A 14,607-nucleotide genomic window follows, 5' to 3' on the forward strand; every position below is an offset into this window, starting at 1 on the left:
GAGGGCGGGTCGACGCCCCGATCAGAGGAGATCCTGATGGCGACGACGCCTCAGAACACCACGCAGTCCCGCCGATCACGCGGGATCGACAAGCAGCACTGGCTCTACATCGCGGTCATCATCGCCGTGATCGCGGGCATCGCCGTCGGGCTCGTCTGGCCCGAGTTCGGCGCCTCCCTCGCCTGGATCGGCAAGGGCTTCGTCTCGCTCATCAAGATGATGATCGCGCCCGTCATCTTCTGCACGATCGTGCTGGGCATCGGATCCATCGCCAAGGCGGCCACCGTGGGCAAGGTCGGCGGCCTGGCCCTCGGCTACTTCCTGGTGATGTCGACGTTCGCGCTCATCATCGGCCTGCTGGTCGGCAACGTGCTGCACCCCGGCGAGGGGCTGCAGCTGGCGAACCCGGGCTACGAGATCGAGGGCGAGGCCGAGACGACGACCGACTTCGTCCTGGGCATCATCCCCACCACCCTGGTGTCGCCGCTCGTCGGCGACTCGGTGCTGCAGGTGCTGTTCGTGGCGCTGCTCGTCGGCTTCGCGGTGCAGCAGCTCGGCAAGCGCGGCGAGCCCATCCTCGACGGCATCCGGCACTTCCAGACCGTGGTGTTCCGCGTGCTGACCATGGTGCTGTGGGTTGCGCCGGTCGGCGCCTTCGGGGCGATCGCCGGCGTCGTGGGCGAGACCGGATGGGGCGCGGTCGTGTCGCTCGGCACGCTCATGGCCGGCTTCTACATCACCTGCATCCTGTTCATCGGCGTGGTGCTGGCCGCCGTGCTGTGGCTCGTGGCGCGGATCAACATCTTCTCGCTCATGAAGTACCTCGGCCGCGAGTACCTGCTGATCGTCTCGACCTCGTCCAGCGAGTCGGCGCTGCCGCGCCTCATCGCGAAGATGGAGCACGTGGGCGTCTCGAAGCCCGTCGCCGGGATCACGGTGCCGACCGGGTACTCGTTCAACCTCGACGGCACCGCGATCTACCTGACCATGGCGTCGCTGTTCATCGCGACCGCGATGGGCACGCCGCTGACGGTGCCCGAGCAGATCGGCCTGCTGGTGTTCATGATCATCGCGTCGAAGGGCGCCGCCGGCGTCTCGGGCGCCGGGCTCGCGACCCTCGCGGGCGGGCTGCAGACCTACCGGCCCGACCTGGTCGACGGCGTGGGCATCATCGCCGGCATCGACCGGTTCATGTCCGAGGCCCGCGCGCTGACGAACTTCACCGGCAACGCGGTGGCGGCGGTCGTGGTCGGCACCTGGACGCGCGAGTTCGACCGGCCGCGCGCGCTGGAGGTGCTGCGCGGGGACCTGCCGTTCGACGAGCGCACCATGGTGGGCGACGGCCACGGGGCGGCGGCCGAGCCCGCCGAGGACGAGCTGCCGGAGCTGCCGCGCGACGGGCAGGGTCCGTCGCCGATCTCGGCCACCATCCCCACCGGCACGCGCCGCTGAGGACCGGCCCCCTCGAGGCCCGGCTCGGGTGGTCTTCGCACCGCCCGGGCCGGGCCTTCGTCATGGCTCCGGGGCGCGCTCGACGGGCGGTCGGCCCCGGGCCTCGCCGCTCAGAGGGCGGCGAAGACGCCGTCGCGGAGCACGGGCACGGCGTCGAGGTCGTCGACCCTCGCCGCGGCGAGCACCTCGCCGTGCCGAGCGTCTCCCTCGAGCTCGCGCCCCGATCCGCTCGCGGTGAGCAGGTGCTTCGCGGCACGGCGGAGGGACGCGAACGACTCGGCGGCGGCGACGGCCTCGGGCGAGGAGTGGTCGATCCCGAGGGGCGTGAGCGCGTCGACGACGGCGCCGGCGCCGAGGAGGTCCTCCACGGCGAAGCGGAGGGTGCCGCCGGGGGCCAGCTCCCCGCCGGCGATCACGGCGACGGACGTGCGCGCGCCGCGCCGCTCCTGCTCCGCCTTGACGGCGGCGGCGACAGCGGAGGCGTTGCGCAGCGCGGCGGCGAGCACGAGCGGTCGGTGCGCGAGCTCACCCGCCGCCCTCGCGACCGCGGCGCCGTTCACGGAGTGGGCGGCCGCGTCGGCCAGCACGACCCTGCCGCCGGCGGCGACGGCCGCCGCGACGTTCGACGAGAAGCGGATGACGTCGACCACCACGTACACGTCGGCCGGCGCGAGGCGTGCGACGCCGTCGACGCCCCAGTCGAGGCGGACCTGATAGGCGGACTGGTCGAACGGGGTGCTCACCCGATCAGCGTAGGCGCCGGCGGGAGCGGCACCCGCGCGGCACCCGCGCGGCATCGGGCGCGCGTGCGGCGCCGGCGTAGCGCCCGCGGCCCCGAGCGGTGCAATAGTGGGCCACATGCGGATCCTGCAGAAGCTCGTGCTGGACGTCGATGCGGACGCGGCCTGGCGCGCGCTGCACTCCCCCGCCACGATGGCCGAGCTGTACGGCCCGCTGATGCGGCTCGAGTCCCTGACCGCCGAGGGGCTGCCCACGCGATGGGAACCGGGCGCCGACGCCCCCGTGCGCTACACCGGGCTGGGGCTCGGCCTCGGCACGCACCTCATCTCGATCCGGGACCGCAGCACGTCGGACTCCCACGGGGCGGTCCGCATCCTGCGCGACGTGGGCACGCCGCTCACGGGGCCGCTCGCGACGCTGGACGTCTGGGACCACCAGATGGCGGTGTCGCCGCTGCCCGGCGACGCCTCGCGCACCCTGTGGCGCGAACGGCTGGTGGTGCGCGGCTGGTCGGCCGCCGCGCTGTGGCCGGTGCTGTGGTCGATGTGGCAGTGGCGCGGGGCGCGGCTGCGGCAGATCGCGCCGACCTGGAGCGACGGCGCCGATGGCTGACCCGGCGACGACGGGCCTGACCATCCGGCGCGCGGTGCCGGACGACGCCGGCCGGCTCAGCGAGGTGCACGTGCGGACCTGGCAGATCGCCTACGCCGGGCTCATCCCGCAGGCCGTGCTCGACTCGCTCGACATCGTGGCGCGCGCCGCGCGCTGGCGCACCACCCTGGAGAGCACCTCCCGGCCCGGGGCGGGCGCCCGCGGCCGCACCTGGGTGGCGCTCGAGGGCGACGACCTCGTCGGCTTCAGCTCGTCGGGCCCCGCCCGCGAGGAGCAGGCGCCGTGGCCGCTCGAGCTCTGGGCGCTGTACGTGCACCCCCGCCGGCACGGCACGGACGCCGGCCGGCTGCTGGCCGACGCGGCGATCGGCGACCTGCCGGCCTTCCTCTGGGTGCTCGACGGCAACGACCGCGCGATCCGGTTCTACGAGAAGATCGGCTTCGCCTTCGACGGCGCCACGAAGGACGAGCGCCACGGCGGCGTGATGCTGCACGAGCGCCGGATGGTCCGCGGGATCTGACCGATCCCGTCCGCCGGGGCTCCGGCCCTCGGCGCCCGCCCCGCGCACGTCGCAGGGGCATCCCACCCCGCCGCCACGCGTGCGGCGCCACGTCCCCTCCCGCCCCACCGCGTCCTGCGCACTGCGCGAGACGGCCGCGGGCCGGGATGCGCCGGCGACGGGACGGCGTCAGTCGGCGGCGAGGGCCTCGACCGGGGCGACGCGCGTGGCGAGGCGCGTCGGAGTGACGGCGGCGATGAGGGTGAGCACCGCCGTGGCCAGCACGACCAGCGCCACCGGCAGCCACGGCACCGACGGCATGACCAAGGACCCCGCCGGGCCGCCGGGGACGGTCGGCACGGCGCCGAGCAGCGACTGCGCCGCAGCCCATCCGTAGCCGATGCCGAGCAGCAGGCCGAGCGCCAGCGCGGCGATCGTGATGTGCGCGGACTCGAGAAGGACCATGACGCGCACCTGCCGGCCGGACAGTCCCAGCGCCCGCAGCAGCCCCAGCTCGGCGCGGCGCTGCACGACGCCGATCGTCAGCAGGTTCACCAGGCCGACCCCGGCGATCACCGCCGACACCGCGACCAGGCCCATCATCACGTATGAGAACGTGTCGAGGATGGCGGCGAACTCGGCGTCGAGCGTGCCGCCCGAGTTGGCCGTCAGCACCGCCTTGGCCGACTCGGTCGCGACGGCGAACATGGTCACGAGCGTCACGCCCATCACCACGCCGATCGCCATGCGGCTCGAGCGCTCGGGGTAGCGCAGGGCGTTCTCGGCGGCGAGGCGCGCGGTGGCGTCGCTCCCGAACCAGCGTCCGACGACCCGCAGCACGGGCGGCATGATCATCGCCGCGCCGAGCACGAGCCCGGTGAACGAGAACAGCCCCCCGAAGAACGCGATCACCACGCCCAGCGGCCCTGCGAGTCCGACGGCGATGCCGAGGCCCAGCAGCACCGCGCCGATCACGAACAGCACGATCGCCGCGGTGCTGCGCGCCGGGCGCCGCGTGGCGGGCTCGTGCGCCCGGGCGACGGAGCCGCCGAGCGCCTGCAGCGGGGTCACGGCGAGCACGCGGCGGGAGCCCGCCCAGGCGGCGAGCCAGGTGGTGAGCGCGACGATCGCGGCGGGGATCAGCAGGGTGGCCTGGGCGACGGCGTAGTCGGCCTCCGAGCCGATCAGCCGGTCGCCGAGCGCCACCCCGCCCGCGGCGAGCGCGAGCCCCGCGACCAGCCCGACCGCGGCGCCGACGATGCCGACGACGAGCCCCTGGCCCGCCACCTCGTCGCGCTGCGAGCGGGCCGAGGCGCCGATGAGGCGCATCAGCGCGATCCGCCGGGTGCGGCCGGCGACGATGGTCGAGAAGGTGTTGGCCGTCACGACGCCCGCCACGTAGACCGCGACGCCGACGAGGAGCACGCTCAGCACGCCGACGACGAGAGTGAGCATGTCGCTGTCGCCGATGTAGGGGTCGGCCTTCAGCAGCGCGCCGATGTACCCGGTGGCGCTGATCAGGACCACGCCGAACGCGCTCGACAGGGCGGCGACGAGAATGCTCGCGCCCATGCCGCGCTCGCGCAGGAAGGCCAGGCGCGACCACCACGAGGCGGTGCCCGAGGTGTCGGGCACCACGGTCTCCAGCACGGCGGTCATCGGATGCTCCCCGCGGCGGCCGGCGCCGCCTCGCCGGCGAGCATGTGCGCCGAGACCTGCTCGGCGGTCTGGCGCGGCTTGTCGGCGGCGATGCGGCCGTCGGCGAGGAACAGGACGCGGTCGGCGTGGCTCGCGGCGATCGGGTCGTGCGTGACCATCGCGATGGACTGGCCGTGGTCGCGGCTCGCGCTCGCGAGGAGGGCCAGCACCTCGCGCCCGGTGCGCGAGTCGAGGTTGCCGGTCGGCTCGTCGGCGAACACCAGGTCGGGTGCCGTCGCCAGGGCGCGGGCGATGGCCACGCGCTGCTGCTGGCCGCCCGACAGCTGGTGCGGACGGTGGCCGAGGCGGGTCGCGAGGCCGAGCGAGTCCACCAGCCCGTCGATCCGCTCGCGTTCCTGGGGCGTCGGACGGCGGCCGTCGAGGTCGAAGGGCAGCAGGATGTTGCCGCGCACGTCGAGGGTGGGGACCAGGTTGAACGCCTGGAAGACGAAGCCGACGCGACGCCGGCGCAGCAGCGTCAGCTCGGTGTCGCCGAGGCCCGTGATCTCGGTGTCGCCGATCCAGGCGCGGCCGGAGGTGGGCGCGTCCAGGCCGGCCATGATGTGCATCAGCGTCGACTTGCCGGAGCCGCTCGGCCCCATGATCGCGGTGAACTGGCCGCGGCGGATGCCGACGCTGACGTCGTCGAGCGCGCGCACGGCCGCGTCCGACGCCGCGGCGGCCGGTGAGGCGCCGGACCGCGCGGCGCCGTAGGTCTTCGTCAGGCTCTGCACGCGGGCGGCGAGCCCCATCTCGGTGGTCGTGATCTCCATGGCAGCGACGCTACGGAGACGGCGGCGCGGACGGATCGGCCGCGGGGCGCATCCGGATACATCGAAAGGATGATCCGCCGGCGGCGGCTCGGACCACCGACCCGTCCCCGCGTCGTCCCGTGACGACGGCCGTGTCGCCGATGTCCGAGACATCCGCTAGATTTGAATCATTCAGTTCTTGAGCGATTGGCCTCCCCGTGACCCACTCCCACGACGCGCACCCCGCCGGCGCCGAGCAGGCGCTCCGCGGCGCCTCGCTGCGCGTCACGGCGCCGCGGCTCGCGACGCTCGAGGCGGTCCGGCATCTCGCCCACGCCGACACCGACACCGTGATCCGCACCGTGCGCGAACAGCTGCCGGCCGTGTCCCACCAGGCCGTGTACGACTCGCTCGCCGCGCTCAGCGAGGCGGGGCTGGTGCGCCGCATCCAGCCCCACGGCATGGTCGCCCGCTACGAGTCGCGCGTCGGCGACAACCACCACCATCTGGTGTGCCGGGAGTGCGGCCTCATCATCGACATCCCCTGCGTGCACGGCGCGGCGCCCTGCATGCAGCCCGACGACGCCCACGGCTTCGCCATCGACGAGGCCGAGCTCATCTTCTGGGGCCTGTGCGCCTCCTGCCGCGCGGGCGACACCGCCGCCGCGGCCTCCTGACCTCCCTTGCCCGATCCCCATCCACACGAAAGGCCATCATGACCGAGAGCACCGGCTCCTGCCCGTTCGGCTACGACACCCCGACGGGATCCGTCCAGCCCGCGTCCGTCGACAGCGAGCCCGCCCTGCCCGGCACGGGCGACAACGGCACCGACGCCCCCGGCAAGCGCGTCCACCCGACCATGGGCTCGGCCAACACCGAGTGGTGGCCGAACAAGCTGAACCTGAAGATCCTGGCGAAGAACCCCGCCGTCGCGAACCCCCTCGGCGACGACTTCGACTACACCGCGGCGTTCAACAGCCTCGACCTGGCCGCCGTGAAGGCCGACCTCGCCGCAGCGATGACCGAGTCCAAGGACTGGTGGCCCGCCGACTTCGGCCACTACGGCCCGTTCATGATCCGCATGGCCTGGCACTCCGCCGGCACCTACCGCTCGCACGACGGCCGCGGCGGCGCCGGGGCCGGACAGCAGCGCTTCGCGCCGCTGAACTCGTGGCCCGACAACGTCTCGCTCGACAAGGCGCGCCGCCTGCTCTGGCCCGTGAAGAAGAAGTACGGCCAGAAGATCTCCTGGGCCGACCTCATGATCCTCGCCGGCAACGTCGCGCTCGAGACGATGGGCTTCCCGACCTTCGGCTTCGCCGGCGGACGCCCCGACGTGTGGGAGGCCGACGACGACGTCTACTGGGGCCCCGAGAAGGTCTGGCTGGACGACGAGCGCTACACGGGGGATCGCGAGCTCGAGGCGCCGCTCGCCGCCGTGCAGATGGGCCTCATCTACGTCAACCCGGAGGGCCCGAACGGCAACCCCGACCCGGTGGCCTCGGCCCGCGACATCCGCGAGACCTTCCGCCGCATGGGCATGAACGACGAGGAGACCGTCGCGCTGATCGCCGGCGGCCACACGTTCGGCAAGACCCACGGCGCCCACAAGGACGACCGGCTCGGCCCCGACCCCGAGGCCGCCCCGCTCGAGGCGCAGGGCCTCGGCTGGGAGAACGGCTACGGCACCGGGCACGGCGAGGACACCGTCACCTCCGGCCTCGAGGTGACCTGGACCTACCACCCGACCCGGTGGGACAACGAGTTCTTCCACATCCTCTACGCCTACGAGTGGGAGCTGTTCCAGTCGCCGGCCGGTGCGAACCAGTGGCGCCCGAAGGACGGCGGGGGCGCCGACATGGTGCCGAACTCGCACTCGGCCACCCGGCGCGAGCCGCGCATGCTGACCAGCGACCTCGCGCTGCGCTTCGACCCCGAGTACGACAAGATCTCGCGTCGTTTCAAGGACGATCAGTCGGCGCTCACCGACGCGTTCGCCCGCGCCTGGTTCAAGCTCACGCACCGCGACATGGGCCCCAAGGCCCGCTACCTCGGCCCCGAGGTGCCCGCGGAGGACCTGCTGTGGCAGGACCCGCTGCCCACCGGCACCGCGGAGTCCTCGCCCTCCGCCGTCGCGAAGGCGAAGCAGCTCATCCTCGAGTCGGGCCTGACGGTGCAGCAGCTCGTGTCGACCGCTTGGAAGGCGGCGGCGACGTTCCGCTCGTCCGACAAGCGCGGCGGCGCGAACGGCGGCCGCATCCGCCTCGAGCCGCAGGTGAGCTGGCGCGTGAACCAGCCCGCACAGCTGAAGCCGGTGATTGAGCACCTCGAGACGGTGGCCGCCGAGTCGGGGCTGTCCTTCGCCGACGTGGTCGTGCTGGCGGGCGGCGTGGGCGTCGAGCAGGCGGCGAAGGCCGCCGGCGTCGAGGTGGAGGTGCCGTTCACCCCGGGCCGCGTCGACGCGACGCCGGAGCAGACCGACCTCGAGCAGTTCGCGTGGCTCGAGCCGGTGGCCGACGGCTTCCGCAACTACGACAGCGGCTTCCTGAAGCTGCCCAGCGAGTACCTGCTGATCGACCGCGCCAACCACCTGGGCGTCTCGGCTCCGCAGATGACGGTGCTGGTCGGCGGCCTGCGCGTGCTCGGCGGCAACTGGGACGGCTCGGACCTCGGCGTCTTCACCGAGCGGCCGGGGGCGCTGACCAACGACTTCTTCGTGAACCTGCTCGAGCTCGGCATCGAGTGGACCCCGTCGGAGGATCAGCAGACGTACACGTCGAACACGGGTCTGCACGGCTCGCGGGTCGACCTGGTGTTCGGCGCCAACAGCGAGCTGCGCGCCCTGGCCGAGGTCTACGCGTCGGACGACGCGACCGAGAAGTTCGTGACGGACTTCGTCGCCGCCTGGGTGAAGGTCATGGAGAACGACCGCTTCGACCTCAGGAAGTGACGCCGCGCGATGCCGCTCTCGCCTTCGGGCGAGGGCGGCATCGTCGTGTTCGGAGGAGACGTTCCGATCACGACTTCGGGGCGGAGGCCCGTCCTGCGGCCCCCGTTGCCGGGGTATGTCCCAGTTGCCGCCCGTTACCGCCGAACCATGTCCCAGTTACGGCCCGATTCCCGCGGTCGTAACGGCCAGAACGGGGACATGATCGACGCCGGGTGCCGGGTCGTAGGCGCCGGGGCGCCGGGGCGACCTACGCCAGGCCGTGCTCGAACGCGAAGACCACCAGCTGCACCCGGTCGCGCAGCGACAGCTTCGTGAGGATGCGGCTGATGTGCGTCTTCACGGTGGCCTCGCTGAGGAACTCGCGCGCGGCGATCTCGGCGTTGCTGAGCCCGCGGGCCGCGAGCGCGAAGATCTCCCGCTCGCGCTCCGTGAGGTCGCCGTACGTGGCGGGGACGGGTCGCGGCGCCTCGCCGCTCTGCCCGAAGACGTGCGAGAAGAGGTCACGGGTGGCCGCCGCCGCGATCACCGCGGAGCCCGCGTGCACCGTGCGGATCGCGGCCAGCAGGAACTCGGGCTCGGCGTCCTTGAGCAGGAAGCCGGACGCCCCCTGCTGGATCGCCCGCGCCGCCGCCTCGTCCAGATCGAACGTCGTCAGCATGACCACCTTCGGCGCGTCCGGCCGCTGCAGGAGCTCGGCCGTCGCCGTCAGGCCGTCCATGACGGGCATCCGGATGTCCATGAGCACCACGTCCGGCTCGGTCGCCCGCACGACGTCGAGGGCCTCCCGCCCGTCGCCCGCCTCCCCCACGACCTCGAGGTCGGGCTGAGACGCCACGAGCATGCGGATCCCGGCGCGGAAGAGCGCCTGATCGTCCACCAGCACCACACGGATCATGCGTCGATCCTGTCATCGCCGCGCCCTGCGTCCCACTCCCGGCCCGATACGGAGGCGGATAAGGGCCGCAAGTGGGACACGGACGGGCCGCAAGTGGGACACGAGGGGAGGGAGGGAACGGGCGGGACGCGCATCACTCCGCGGGCCGGATCGGCAGCTGTCCGCGCACGGTCCACGACCCGGCTTCGGCGGCGGCCTCGACGTGCCCGCCGACCAGCTGCGCGCGCTCGCGCATGCCGATCAGGCCGTGGCCGCCGGGCTCGGCGGGACGGGCATCGGCCCGGATGCCGTTTCGGACCTGCAGGCCCACCCGGTCGGACCACCACGACAGCCCTACGTCGACCGGACCGCCGTCGCCGTGTCGCAGCGCGTTCGTCAGCGCCTCCTGCAGGATGCGGTACACGGCGAGCTGCACCGACGCCGGCTGGTCGCCGGCCGGCGCCGGGTCGACGTCGACGCGCAGGTCCACTCCCGCCGCCCGCACCTGCGCGTACAGCTGCTCGAGGTCGGCGAGCGAGGGCTGCGGTCCCTCCGCCTGGCTGTGCCGCAGCTGCGTGAGCAGCACGCGCACGTCGGTGAGCGCCGCCCGCGCCGTGTGGCTGATGGTCGACAGCGCCTGCGTGGCGGCCTCCGGATCCGCCGCCGCCGCGTAACGCGCGCCGTCCGCCTGCGCGATCACGACCGCCAGGGAGTGCGCCACGACGTCGTGCATGTCGCGGGCGATGCGCCCGCGCTCCTCCTCGGCGGTGGCGCGGGCCTCGGCCTCGCGCTGCGCGCGGCGTCCCTCCCGGGAGCGCAAGACGGAGCGGGTCAGCGCCCCGAGCGTCCACGACAGCAGGAGCGCGAACAGCGCGGCGAGGAAGATCGAGATCACCGAGAACAGGGCCGTGCCCATGTCCTGCGCCCCGACCGCGACCGCGCTCAACGGCAGCACGAGGTAGACGGCGATCACGAGCGCGCCGAGGCCGGCGGAGACGAACCCGGCCCAGAAGACGAGCCGCGTGCCGTAGGCGGCCGTCGCGAACAGGACGACGAAGATCGCGATATTGGCCGGCAGCGGCGTCTGGCCCGTGCCGACCTGCCACAGCGCGCCGATCCAGGCCACCGCGAGAGAGACCGGCGGCGACACGCGGCTGAGCATGAGCGCCGCGACCATCATCGCCAGGGTCACGAGGCCCGCCACGTAGGACGGCTCGCCGCCGAACGACTGCTGCGCCGCGAACGCGAACAGCGTGAACACGGTGCCGACCAGCGCGTCGATCAGCCACTGCGTGGGCGACACGGGGCGGAGCAGCCCCGCCAGCCGGGGACTCCGCAGCAGCCGTCGCCAGCGACCGGCGCCCGCGCCGTCGCCGCTCGCGCCGGTCGCGTCCGCGTCGGTCCTGCTCTCGTCGCTCGGTGCGTCCATCCGTCTCACCGTAGGCTCCCGGCGCCGCCCCGCACATCCGCCGCCCGATGTATCCGGCCCGTTCTGCGGCGGCGGGAAAGGCGCGGGGCGGGAGGGGCGCTGGCCGTAGGCTGATCCGGTGGACCCTCTGCATGACCGCGGCAGCCGCGGCTTCGCCTCGGACAACTACGCCGGCACCCACCCCGAGGTGATCGACGCGATCGCGTCCGCGAACGGCGGACACGTGAGCTCGTACGGGGAGGACCCGTGGACGGCGCGCCTGCAGCAGCTGTTCGCGGGCCTGCTCGGGGACGGCGTGGCCGTCTTCCCCGTGTTCAACGGCACCGGTGCGAACGTCGTCGGGCTGCAGTCGATGCTGACGCGGTGGGGTGCGGTCATCGCGCCGTCGCTCGCGCACATCAACACCGACGAGGGCGGGGCGCCCGAGAAGGTCGGCGGCATGAAGATCGTGCCCGTCCCGACGCCCGACGCGAAGCTGACGCCCGACCTGGTCTCGGCCGTGTCCGGCTCGCGCGGGGTGCACCAGGCGGTGCCCCAGGTGGTCTCGATCACGCAGTCGACCGAGCTCGGCACGCTGTACTCGGTCGACGAGATCGCCGCGCTGGCCGACCGCGCCCGCTCCCTCGGGCTCGCCGTGCACATGGACGGCGCGCGGATCGCCAACGCCGCGGCGGCCCTCGGGGTGCCGCTGCGCGCGTTCACCCGCGACGTCGGCGTCGACGTGCTGAGCTTCGGCGGCACCAAGAACGGCGCCATCGGCGCGGAGGCCGTCGTCGTGCTGAACCCCGACGCCGTGCACGGCGTCGACTACCTGCGCAAGACGGCGATGCAGCTGGCCTCGAAGATGCGGTTCGTCTCGGCGCAGCTGGTGGCCCTGCTCACCGACGACCTGTGGCTGCGGAGCGGCGCGCGGGCCAACGCCATGGCGGCACGGCTGCGCGCCGGCGTGGAGGCGGGCCTGGCGGACGGGACGATCCGCGGCGTCGCGTTCACGCAGCCCACCCAGACGAACGGCGTGTTCGCGACGCTCTCGGCGGGCGTCGCCGACCGTCTGCGCGAGCGTTTCCGCTTCTACGACTGGAACGAGGCGACCGGCGAGGTGCGCTGGCTCACGAGCTTCGACACGGCCGAGGACGACGTCGACGCGTTCGTCGCGGCGATCGCGGCCGAGACGGGCGCGTGAGATGAGCCGCGCACGGGGCCGTGCCGAGCTCGAGGCGCTGCCGCCGGCCGAGCGCGCCGAACGCCTGAAGGAGCGGATATACCTGACCTTCACGGCGCTCGCCGTCGTGATCGTGCTGGACTCCCACGGGCACACGACGCCCGGCGAGGCGACCACCACCCTCGCGGTGACGTGCTTCGCGACGCTGCTGGCGGTGTTCGTGGCCGACATCGTGTCGCACCTCGCGGTGCACGGCGAGGTGCACACCCGCGACGAGCTGCGCCGGGCGGTGGCGGTGTCGCTCGGCGCGATCGGCGCCGTCGCGCTGCCGTTCGTCTTCCTCGGGCTGGCGGCGTTCGACGTCTGGTCGGTGGACGCGGCGCTGTCGGCGGCGAAGGCGGCGCTGATCGCGGCCCTGGTCGCCATCGGGTGGTTCGCCGTGCGACGCACCAGGGCGCCGTGGTGGCAGAAGCTGATCGTCCTGGGCGCCGAGGCGTTGCTGGGCGTCGCGGTCGTCGGCCTGGAGCTGCTGGCCCACGGCTGACCCGTCGCCGAGCGGCGACGCCGGCGCCCTCGCGTCAGCGCCCCGGTGTCAGCGCAGCGCCCCGGTGTCGGACCAGACCGATGGGACGATCCGCGATGGCGGCAAAGGGGGGCGCCTGAGTCAGCCTGCGTCGCCCATCACTCGGCGCGTGAGCGCGGTGATGTCGGCGTCGATCTGACCGAAGCGAACGTCCATGCGCGCCTCGAAAGCCTCGAATCTCGCGTCGACCTTCGTCTCGAGAGCCCCGAGCTTCGCATCGAACTTCGTCTCCAGCCGCTCGAACCCGGCGTTCATCGAGCGCACGAAGCTCGTCATGACCACGGTGATCATCGTGCCCATCATGGCCACGAACGCGGCGATGAGCACCCAGACCTGGGGTTCGTTCATCGTGATCATCTCCTCATTCTCGGCGACCGAGTCGACGATGTCACGCAATCCAGGTCTCGTACGCGCCGCTGCGCCATCGGGGGATGACCTGCGCAGACGAGTTCCCTGGGAGCGAGCGTCAGCGCAGCGCCCCGACGCTCGCGAGCGCGTGGCGGACGAGCGTGCCCCGGCCGCCCTCCATCTCGGCGGCGAGCGCGTCGGAGGCGGCCTCCTGCGGCGTCATCCAGGTGACCTCGAGCGCGTCCTGCCGCGGCTCGCAGGTGCCGGTGACCGGCACGACGAATGCCAGCGAGACGGCGTGCTGACGGTCGTCGTGATACGCGCTGACGCCGGGGATCGGAAAGTACTCCGCCACGGTGAACGGCACGGGCGACGGCGGCAGCAGCGGGAAGGCCATGGGGCCGAGGTCGTTCTCGAGGTGGCGGAACAGGGCGTCGCGCACCGTCTCGCCGTAGCGGACGCGGCCCGACACGATCGTGCGCGTGATCTCGCCGACGGGGGTGGCGCGCAGCAGGATGCCGACCTGGGTCACCGAACCCGTGCCGTCCGTCCGCACCGGCACGGCCTCCACGTACAGCATCGGCAGCCGGCGACGGATCTCGGTGAGCTCGACGTCGCTCAGCCACGCCGGGTTCGTCGAGCCGCCCGGCACTCCGCCGAAGCCCGCCGCGCCCACGGCGGCGAAGTCCTCGGCGTCGTCGGGCTGCTCGTTCGGGTCGGGGTCGGGGGTGCGCACAGCCATGAGTCCTGTATACCCGGCCGAGCCCGGAACACCATGACGGATGTCGGCGGGACGCGGCAAGATGGACGAATGCCCGAGATCCCCGCCCTCGACGACGCGGCCGCGCTGTGGTCAGGAGAACCCGACGGCAGACCGCTCCTGGTGCTGCTGCACGGCTACGGATCCGACGAGCGCGACCTGTTCGCCCTGACGCCCCACCTGCCCGCGGGCTTCGCAGTGGCGGCGGTGCGCGCTCCGCTCGCGCCGCCCTTCCCCGCCCCGGGCCACTCCTGGTATCCGATCGAGGGCCTGGAGGGACGCGACGCGTCCTGGGTGACCCGCGCCGCCGAGCGGCTGATCGAATGGATCGACGGCGTCGCCGGCGGGGCGACCAGCGTGGGGCTGCTCGGCTTCTCCCAAGGCGGTGCCGTGTCGCTCCAGGCGCTGCGGCTCGCACCCGAGCGCTTCTCGTTCGCCGTCAACCTCTCGGGCTACGCGACGCCCGGCGAGCTGCCGGGCGACGCCGAGCTCGCCGAGCTGCGCCCGCCCGTGTTCTGGGGGCGCGGGGCGCTCGACGAGGTCATCCCCGATCCGCTCGTGCTGCACACCACCGAGTGGCTGCCGGGGCACAGCGACCTCGTGGGCCGCATCTACCCCGACCTCCGCCACGCGGTGTCGCAGCAGGAGCTCGCCGACGTGCAGGTGTTCCTCGAGAAGCGGCTCGCCCGGGACGACTGAGCGCGACGCCGCACGCCCGGGGGCGGCCGCATGTCGGAGGCACGCGTC

At 73.3% G+C, this 14,607-nt stretch carries 15 protein-coding genes; 8 read left to right on the forward strand and 7 right to left on the reverse strand.

Annotated features, from left to right (window positions below):
- Nucleotides 1-36: 36 nt before the first annotated feature.
- The gene (locus tag K5S26_RS16855; protein WP_221860357.1) at nucleotides 37-1,452 is read left to right on the forward strand and encodes a cation:dicarboxylate symporter family transporter; all 1,416 of its coding nucleotides are present in this window, start codon (nucleotides 37-39) and stop codon (nucleotides 1,450-1,452) included.
- Nucleotides 1,453-1,562: 110 nt separating this feature from the next.
- On the opposite strand, the gene K5S26_RS16860 is transcribed toward K5S26_RS16855, so the two are convergent.
- Entirely contained in the window at nucleotides 1,563-2,195 is a 633-nt protein-coding gene (locus K5S26_RS16860) for a 2-phosphosulfolactate phosphatase (protein ID WP_308123045.1), read from the reverse strand.
- A gap of 115 nt (nucleotides 2,196-2,310) precedes the next feature.
- Here K5S26_RS16860 and K5S26_RS16865 point away from each other — a divergent pair, with 115 nt between their 5' ends.
- Together K5S26_RS16865 and K5S26_RS16870 are read left to right on the forward strand one after the other, a co-directional pair.
- Nucleotides 2,311-2,805: a hypothetical protein gene (locus K5S26_RS16865; protein ID WP_221860361.1), complete on the forward strand. Its 495-nt coding sequence runs from the start codon at nucleotides 2,311-2,313 to the stop codon at nucleotides 2,803-2,805.
- On the forward strand, nucleotides 2,798-3,325 hold the full coding sequence (locus tag K5S26_RS16870; RefSeq protein WP_221860363.1) for a GNAT family N-acetyltransferase: 528 nt from the start codon (nucleotides 2,798-2,800) through the stop codon (nucleotides 3,323-3,325). The genes K5S26_RS16865 and K5S26_RS16870 overlap by 8 nt, the downstream gene beginning before the upstream one ends.
- 168 nt (nucleotides 3,326-3,493) lie before the next feature.
- On the opposite strand, the gene K5S26_RS16875 is transcribed toward K5S26_RS16870, so the two are convergent.
- Nucleotides 3,494-4,963: an ABC transporter permease gene (locus K5S26_RS16875; protein ID WP_221860364.1), complete on the reverse strand. Its 1,470-nt coding sequence runs from the start codon at nucleotides 4,961-4,963 to the stop codon at nucleotides 3,494-3,496.
- Nucleotides 4,960-5,775, reverse strand: coding sequence for an ABC transporter ATP-binding protein (locus K5S26_RS16880; protein WP_221860366.1), 816 nt, complete (start codon nucleotides 5,773-5,775; stop codon nucleotides 4,960-4,962). The genes K5S26_RS16875 and K5S26_RS16880 overlap by 4 nt, the downstream gene beginning before the upstream one ends.
- 197 nt (nucleotides 5,776-5,972) lie before the next feature.
- On the opposite strand from K5S26_RS16880, the gene K5S26_RS16885 reads away from it, so the two are divergent.
- Both K5S26_RS16885 and katG read left to right on the forward strand, forming a co-directional pair.
- On the forward strand, nucleotides 5,973-6,431 hold the full coding sequence (locus K5S26_RS16885; protein WP_221860368.1) for a Fur family transcriptional regulator: 459 nt from the start codon (nucleotides 5,973-5,975) through the stop codon (nucleotides 6,429-6,431).
- Between the two features lie 182 nt (nucleotides 6,432-6,613).
- Nucleotides 6,614-8,704, forward strand: coding sequence for a catalase/peroxidase HPI (gene katG, locus K5S26_RS16890; protein ID WP_246604191.1), 2,091 nt, complete (start codon nucleotides 6,614-6,616; stop codon nucleotides 8,702-8,704).
- Nucleotides 8,705-8,951: 247 nt separating this feature from the next.
- Here the strand turns inward: katG and K5S26_RS16895 are convergent, their stop codons facing one another.
- Together K5S26_RS16895 and K5S26_RS16900 are read right to left on the reverse strand one after the other, a co-directional pair.
- Nucleotides 8,952-9,599, reverse strand: a complete 648-nt coding sequence (locus tag K5S26_RS16895; protein WP_221860372.1) for a response regulator transcription factor — start codon at nucleotides 9,597-9,599, stop codon at nucleotides 8,952-8,954.
- Between the two features lie 133 nt (nucleotides 9,600-9,732).
- On the reverse strand, nucleotides 9,733-11,007 hold the full coding sequence (locus K5S26_RS16900; RefSeq protein ID WP_308123046.1) for a sensor histidine kinase: 1,275 nt from the start codon (nucleotides 11,005-11,007) through the stop codon (nucleotides 9,733-9,735).
- 118 nt (nucleotides 11,008-11,125) lie between these two features.
- Between K5S26_RS16900 and K5S26_RS16905 the strand changes: the two genes are divergently transcribed.
- On the forward strand, nucleotides 11,126-12,190 hold the full coding sequence (locus K5S26_RS16905; RefSeq protein ID WP_221860374.1) for a threonine aldolase family protein: 1,065 nt from the start codon (nucleotides 11,126-11,128) through the stop codon (nucleotides 12,188-12,190).
- Between the two features lies 1 nt (nucleotide 12,191).
- Nucleotides 12,192-12,713 (forward strand): hypothetical protein, encoded by a 522-nt coding sequence (locus K5S26_RS16910; RefSeq protein WP_221860376.1) that lies wholly within the window; start codon nucleotides 12,192-12,194, stop codon nucleotides 12,711-12,713.
- Nucleotides 12,714-12,833: 120 nt separating this feature from the next.
- On the opposite strand, the gene K5S26_RS16915 is transcribed toward K5S26_RS16910, so the two are convergent.
- Together K5S26_RS16915 and K5S26_RS16920 are read right to left on the reverse strand one after the other, a co-directional pair.
- Nucleotides 12,834-13,109, reverse strand: coding sequence for a hypothetical protein (locus K5S26_RS16915; RefSeq protein ID WP_221860378.1), 276 nt, complete (start codon nucleotides 13,107-13,109; stop codon nucleotides 12,834-12,836).
- Between the two features lie 109 nt (nucleotides 13,110-13,218).
- Nucleotides 13,219-13,842 (reverse strand): NUDIX hydrolase family protein, encoded by a 624-nt coding sequence (locus K5S26_RS16920; RefSeq protein WP_221860380.1) that lies wholly within the window; start codon nucleotides 13,840-13,842, stop codon nucleotides 13,219-13,221.
- A 69-nt stretch (nucleotides 13,843-13,911) separates the two neighbouring features.
- On the opposite strand from K5S26_RS16920, the gene K5S26_RS16925 reads away from it, so the two are divergent.
- Nucleotides 13,912-14,559 (forward strand): alpha/beta hydrolase, encoded by a 648-nt coding sequence (locus K5S26_RS16925; RefSeq protein WP_221860382.1) that lies wholly within the window; start codon nucleotides 13,912-13,914, stop codon nucleotides 14,557-14,559.
- The last annotated feature ends 48 nt before the right edge of the window (nucleotides 14,560-14,607 follow it).

Source organism: Microbacterium marinilacus, from assembly GCF_019753765.1.
Classification (GTDB): domain Bacteria; phylum Actinomycetota; class Actinomycetes; order Actinomycetales; family Microbacteriaceae; genus Microbacterium; species Microbacterium marinilacus.

What these genes read in the sequence shown, in the direction of transcription:
- K5S26_RS16855 (WP_221860357.1), top strand. Translation starts at nt 37, where the DNA reads ATGGCGACGACGCCTCAGAACACCACGCAGTCCCGCCGATCACGCGGG.
- K5S26_RS16900 (WP_308123046.1), bottom strand. Translation starts at nt 11,007, where the DNA reads ATGGACGCACCGAGCGACGAGAGCAGGACCGACGCGGACGCGACCGGC.
- K5S26_RS16880 (WP_221860366.1), bottom strand. Translation starts at nt 5,775, where the DNA reads ATGGAGATCACGACCACCGAGATGGGGCTCGCCGCCCGCGTGCAGAGC.
- K5S26_RS16865 (WP_221860361.1), top strand. Translation starts at nt 2,311, where the DNA reads ATGCGGATCCTGCAGAAGCTCGTGCTGGACGTCGATGCGGACGCGGCC.
- K5S26_RS16920 (WP_221860380.1), bottom strand. Translation starts at nt 13,842, where the DNA reads ATGGCTGTGCGCACCCCCGACCCCGACCCGAACGAGCAGCCCGACGAC.
- K5S26_RS16875 (WP_221860364.1), bottom strand. Translation starts at nt 4,963, where the DNA reads ATGACCGCCGTGCTGGAGACCGTGGTGCCCGACACCTCGGGCACCGCC.
- K5S26_RS16925 (WP_221860382.1), top strand. Translation starts at nt 13,912, where the DNA reads ATGCCCGAGATCCCCGCCCTCGACGACGCGGCCGCGCTGTGGTCAGGA.
- K5S26_RS16910 (WP_221860376.1), top strand. Translation starts at nt 12,192, where the DNA reads ATGAGCCGCGCACGGGGCCGTGCCGAGCTCGAGGCGCTGCCGCCGGCC.
- K5S26_RS16870 (WP_221860363.1), top strand. Translation starts at nt 2,798, where the DNA reads ATGGCTGACCCGGCGACGACGGGCCTGACCATCCGGCGCGCGGTGCCG.
- K5S26_RS16915 (WP_221860378.1), bottom strand. Translation starts at nt 13,109, where the DNA reads ATGATCACGATGAACGAACCCCAGGTCTGGGTGCTCATCGCCGCGTTC.
- K5S26_RS16895 (WP_221860372.1), bottom strand. Translation starts at nt 9,599, where the DNA reads ATGATCCGTGTGGTGCTGGTGGACGATCAGGCGCTCTTCCGCGCCGGG.
- katG (WP_246604191.1), top strand. Translation starts at nt 6,614, where the DNA reads ATGGGCTCGGCCAACACCGAGTGGTGGCCGAACAAGCTGAACCTGAAG.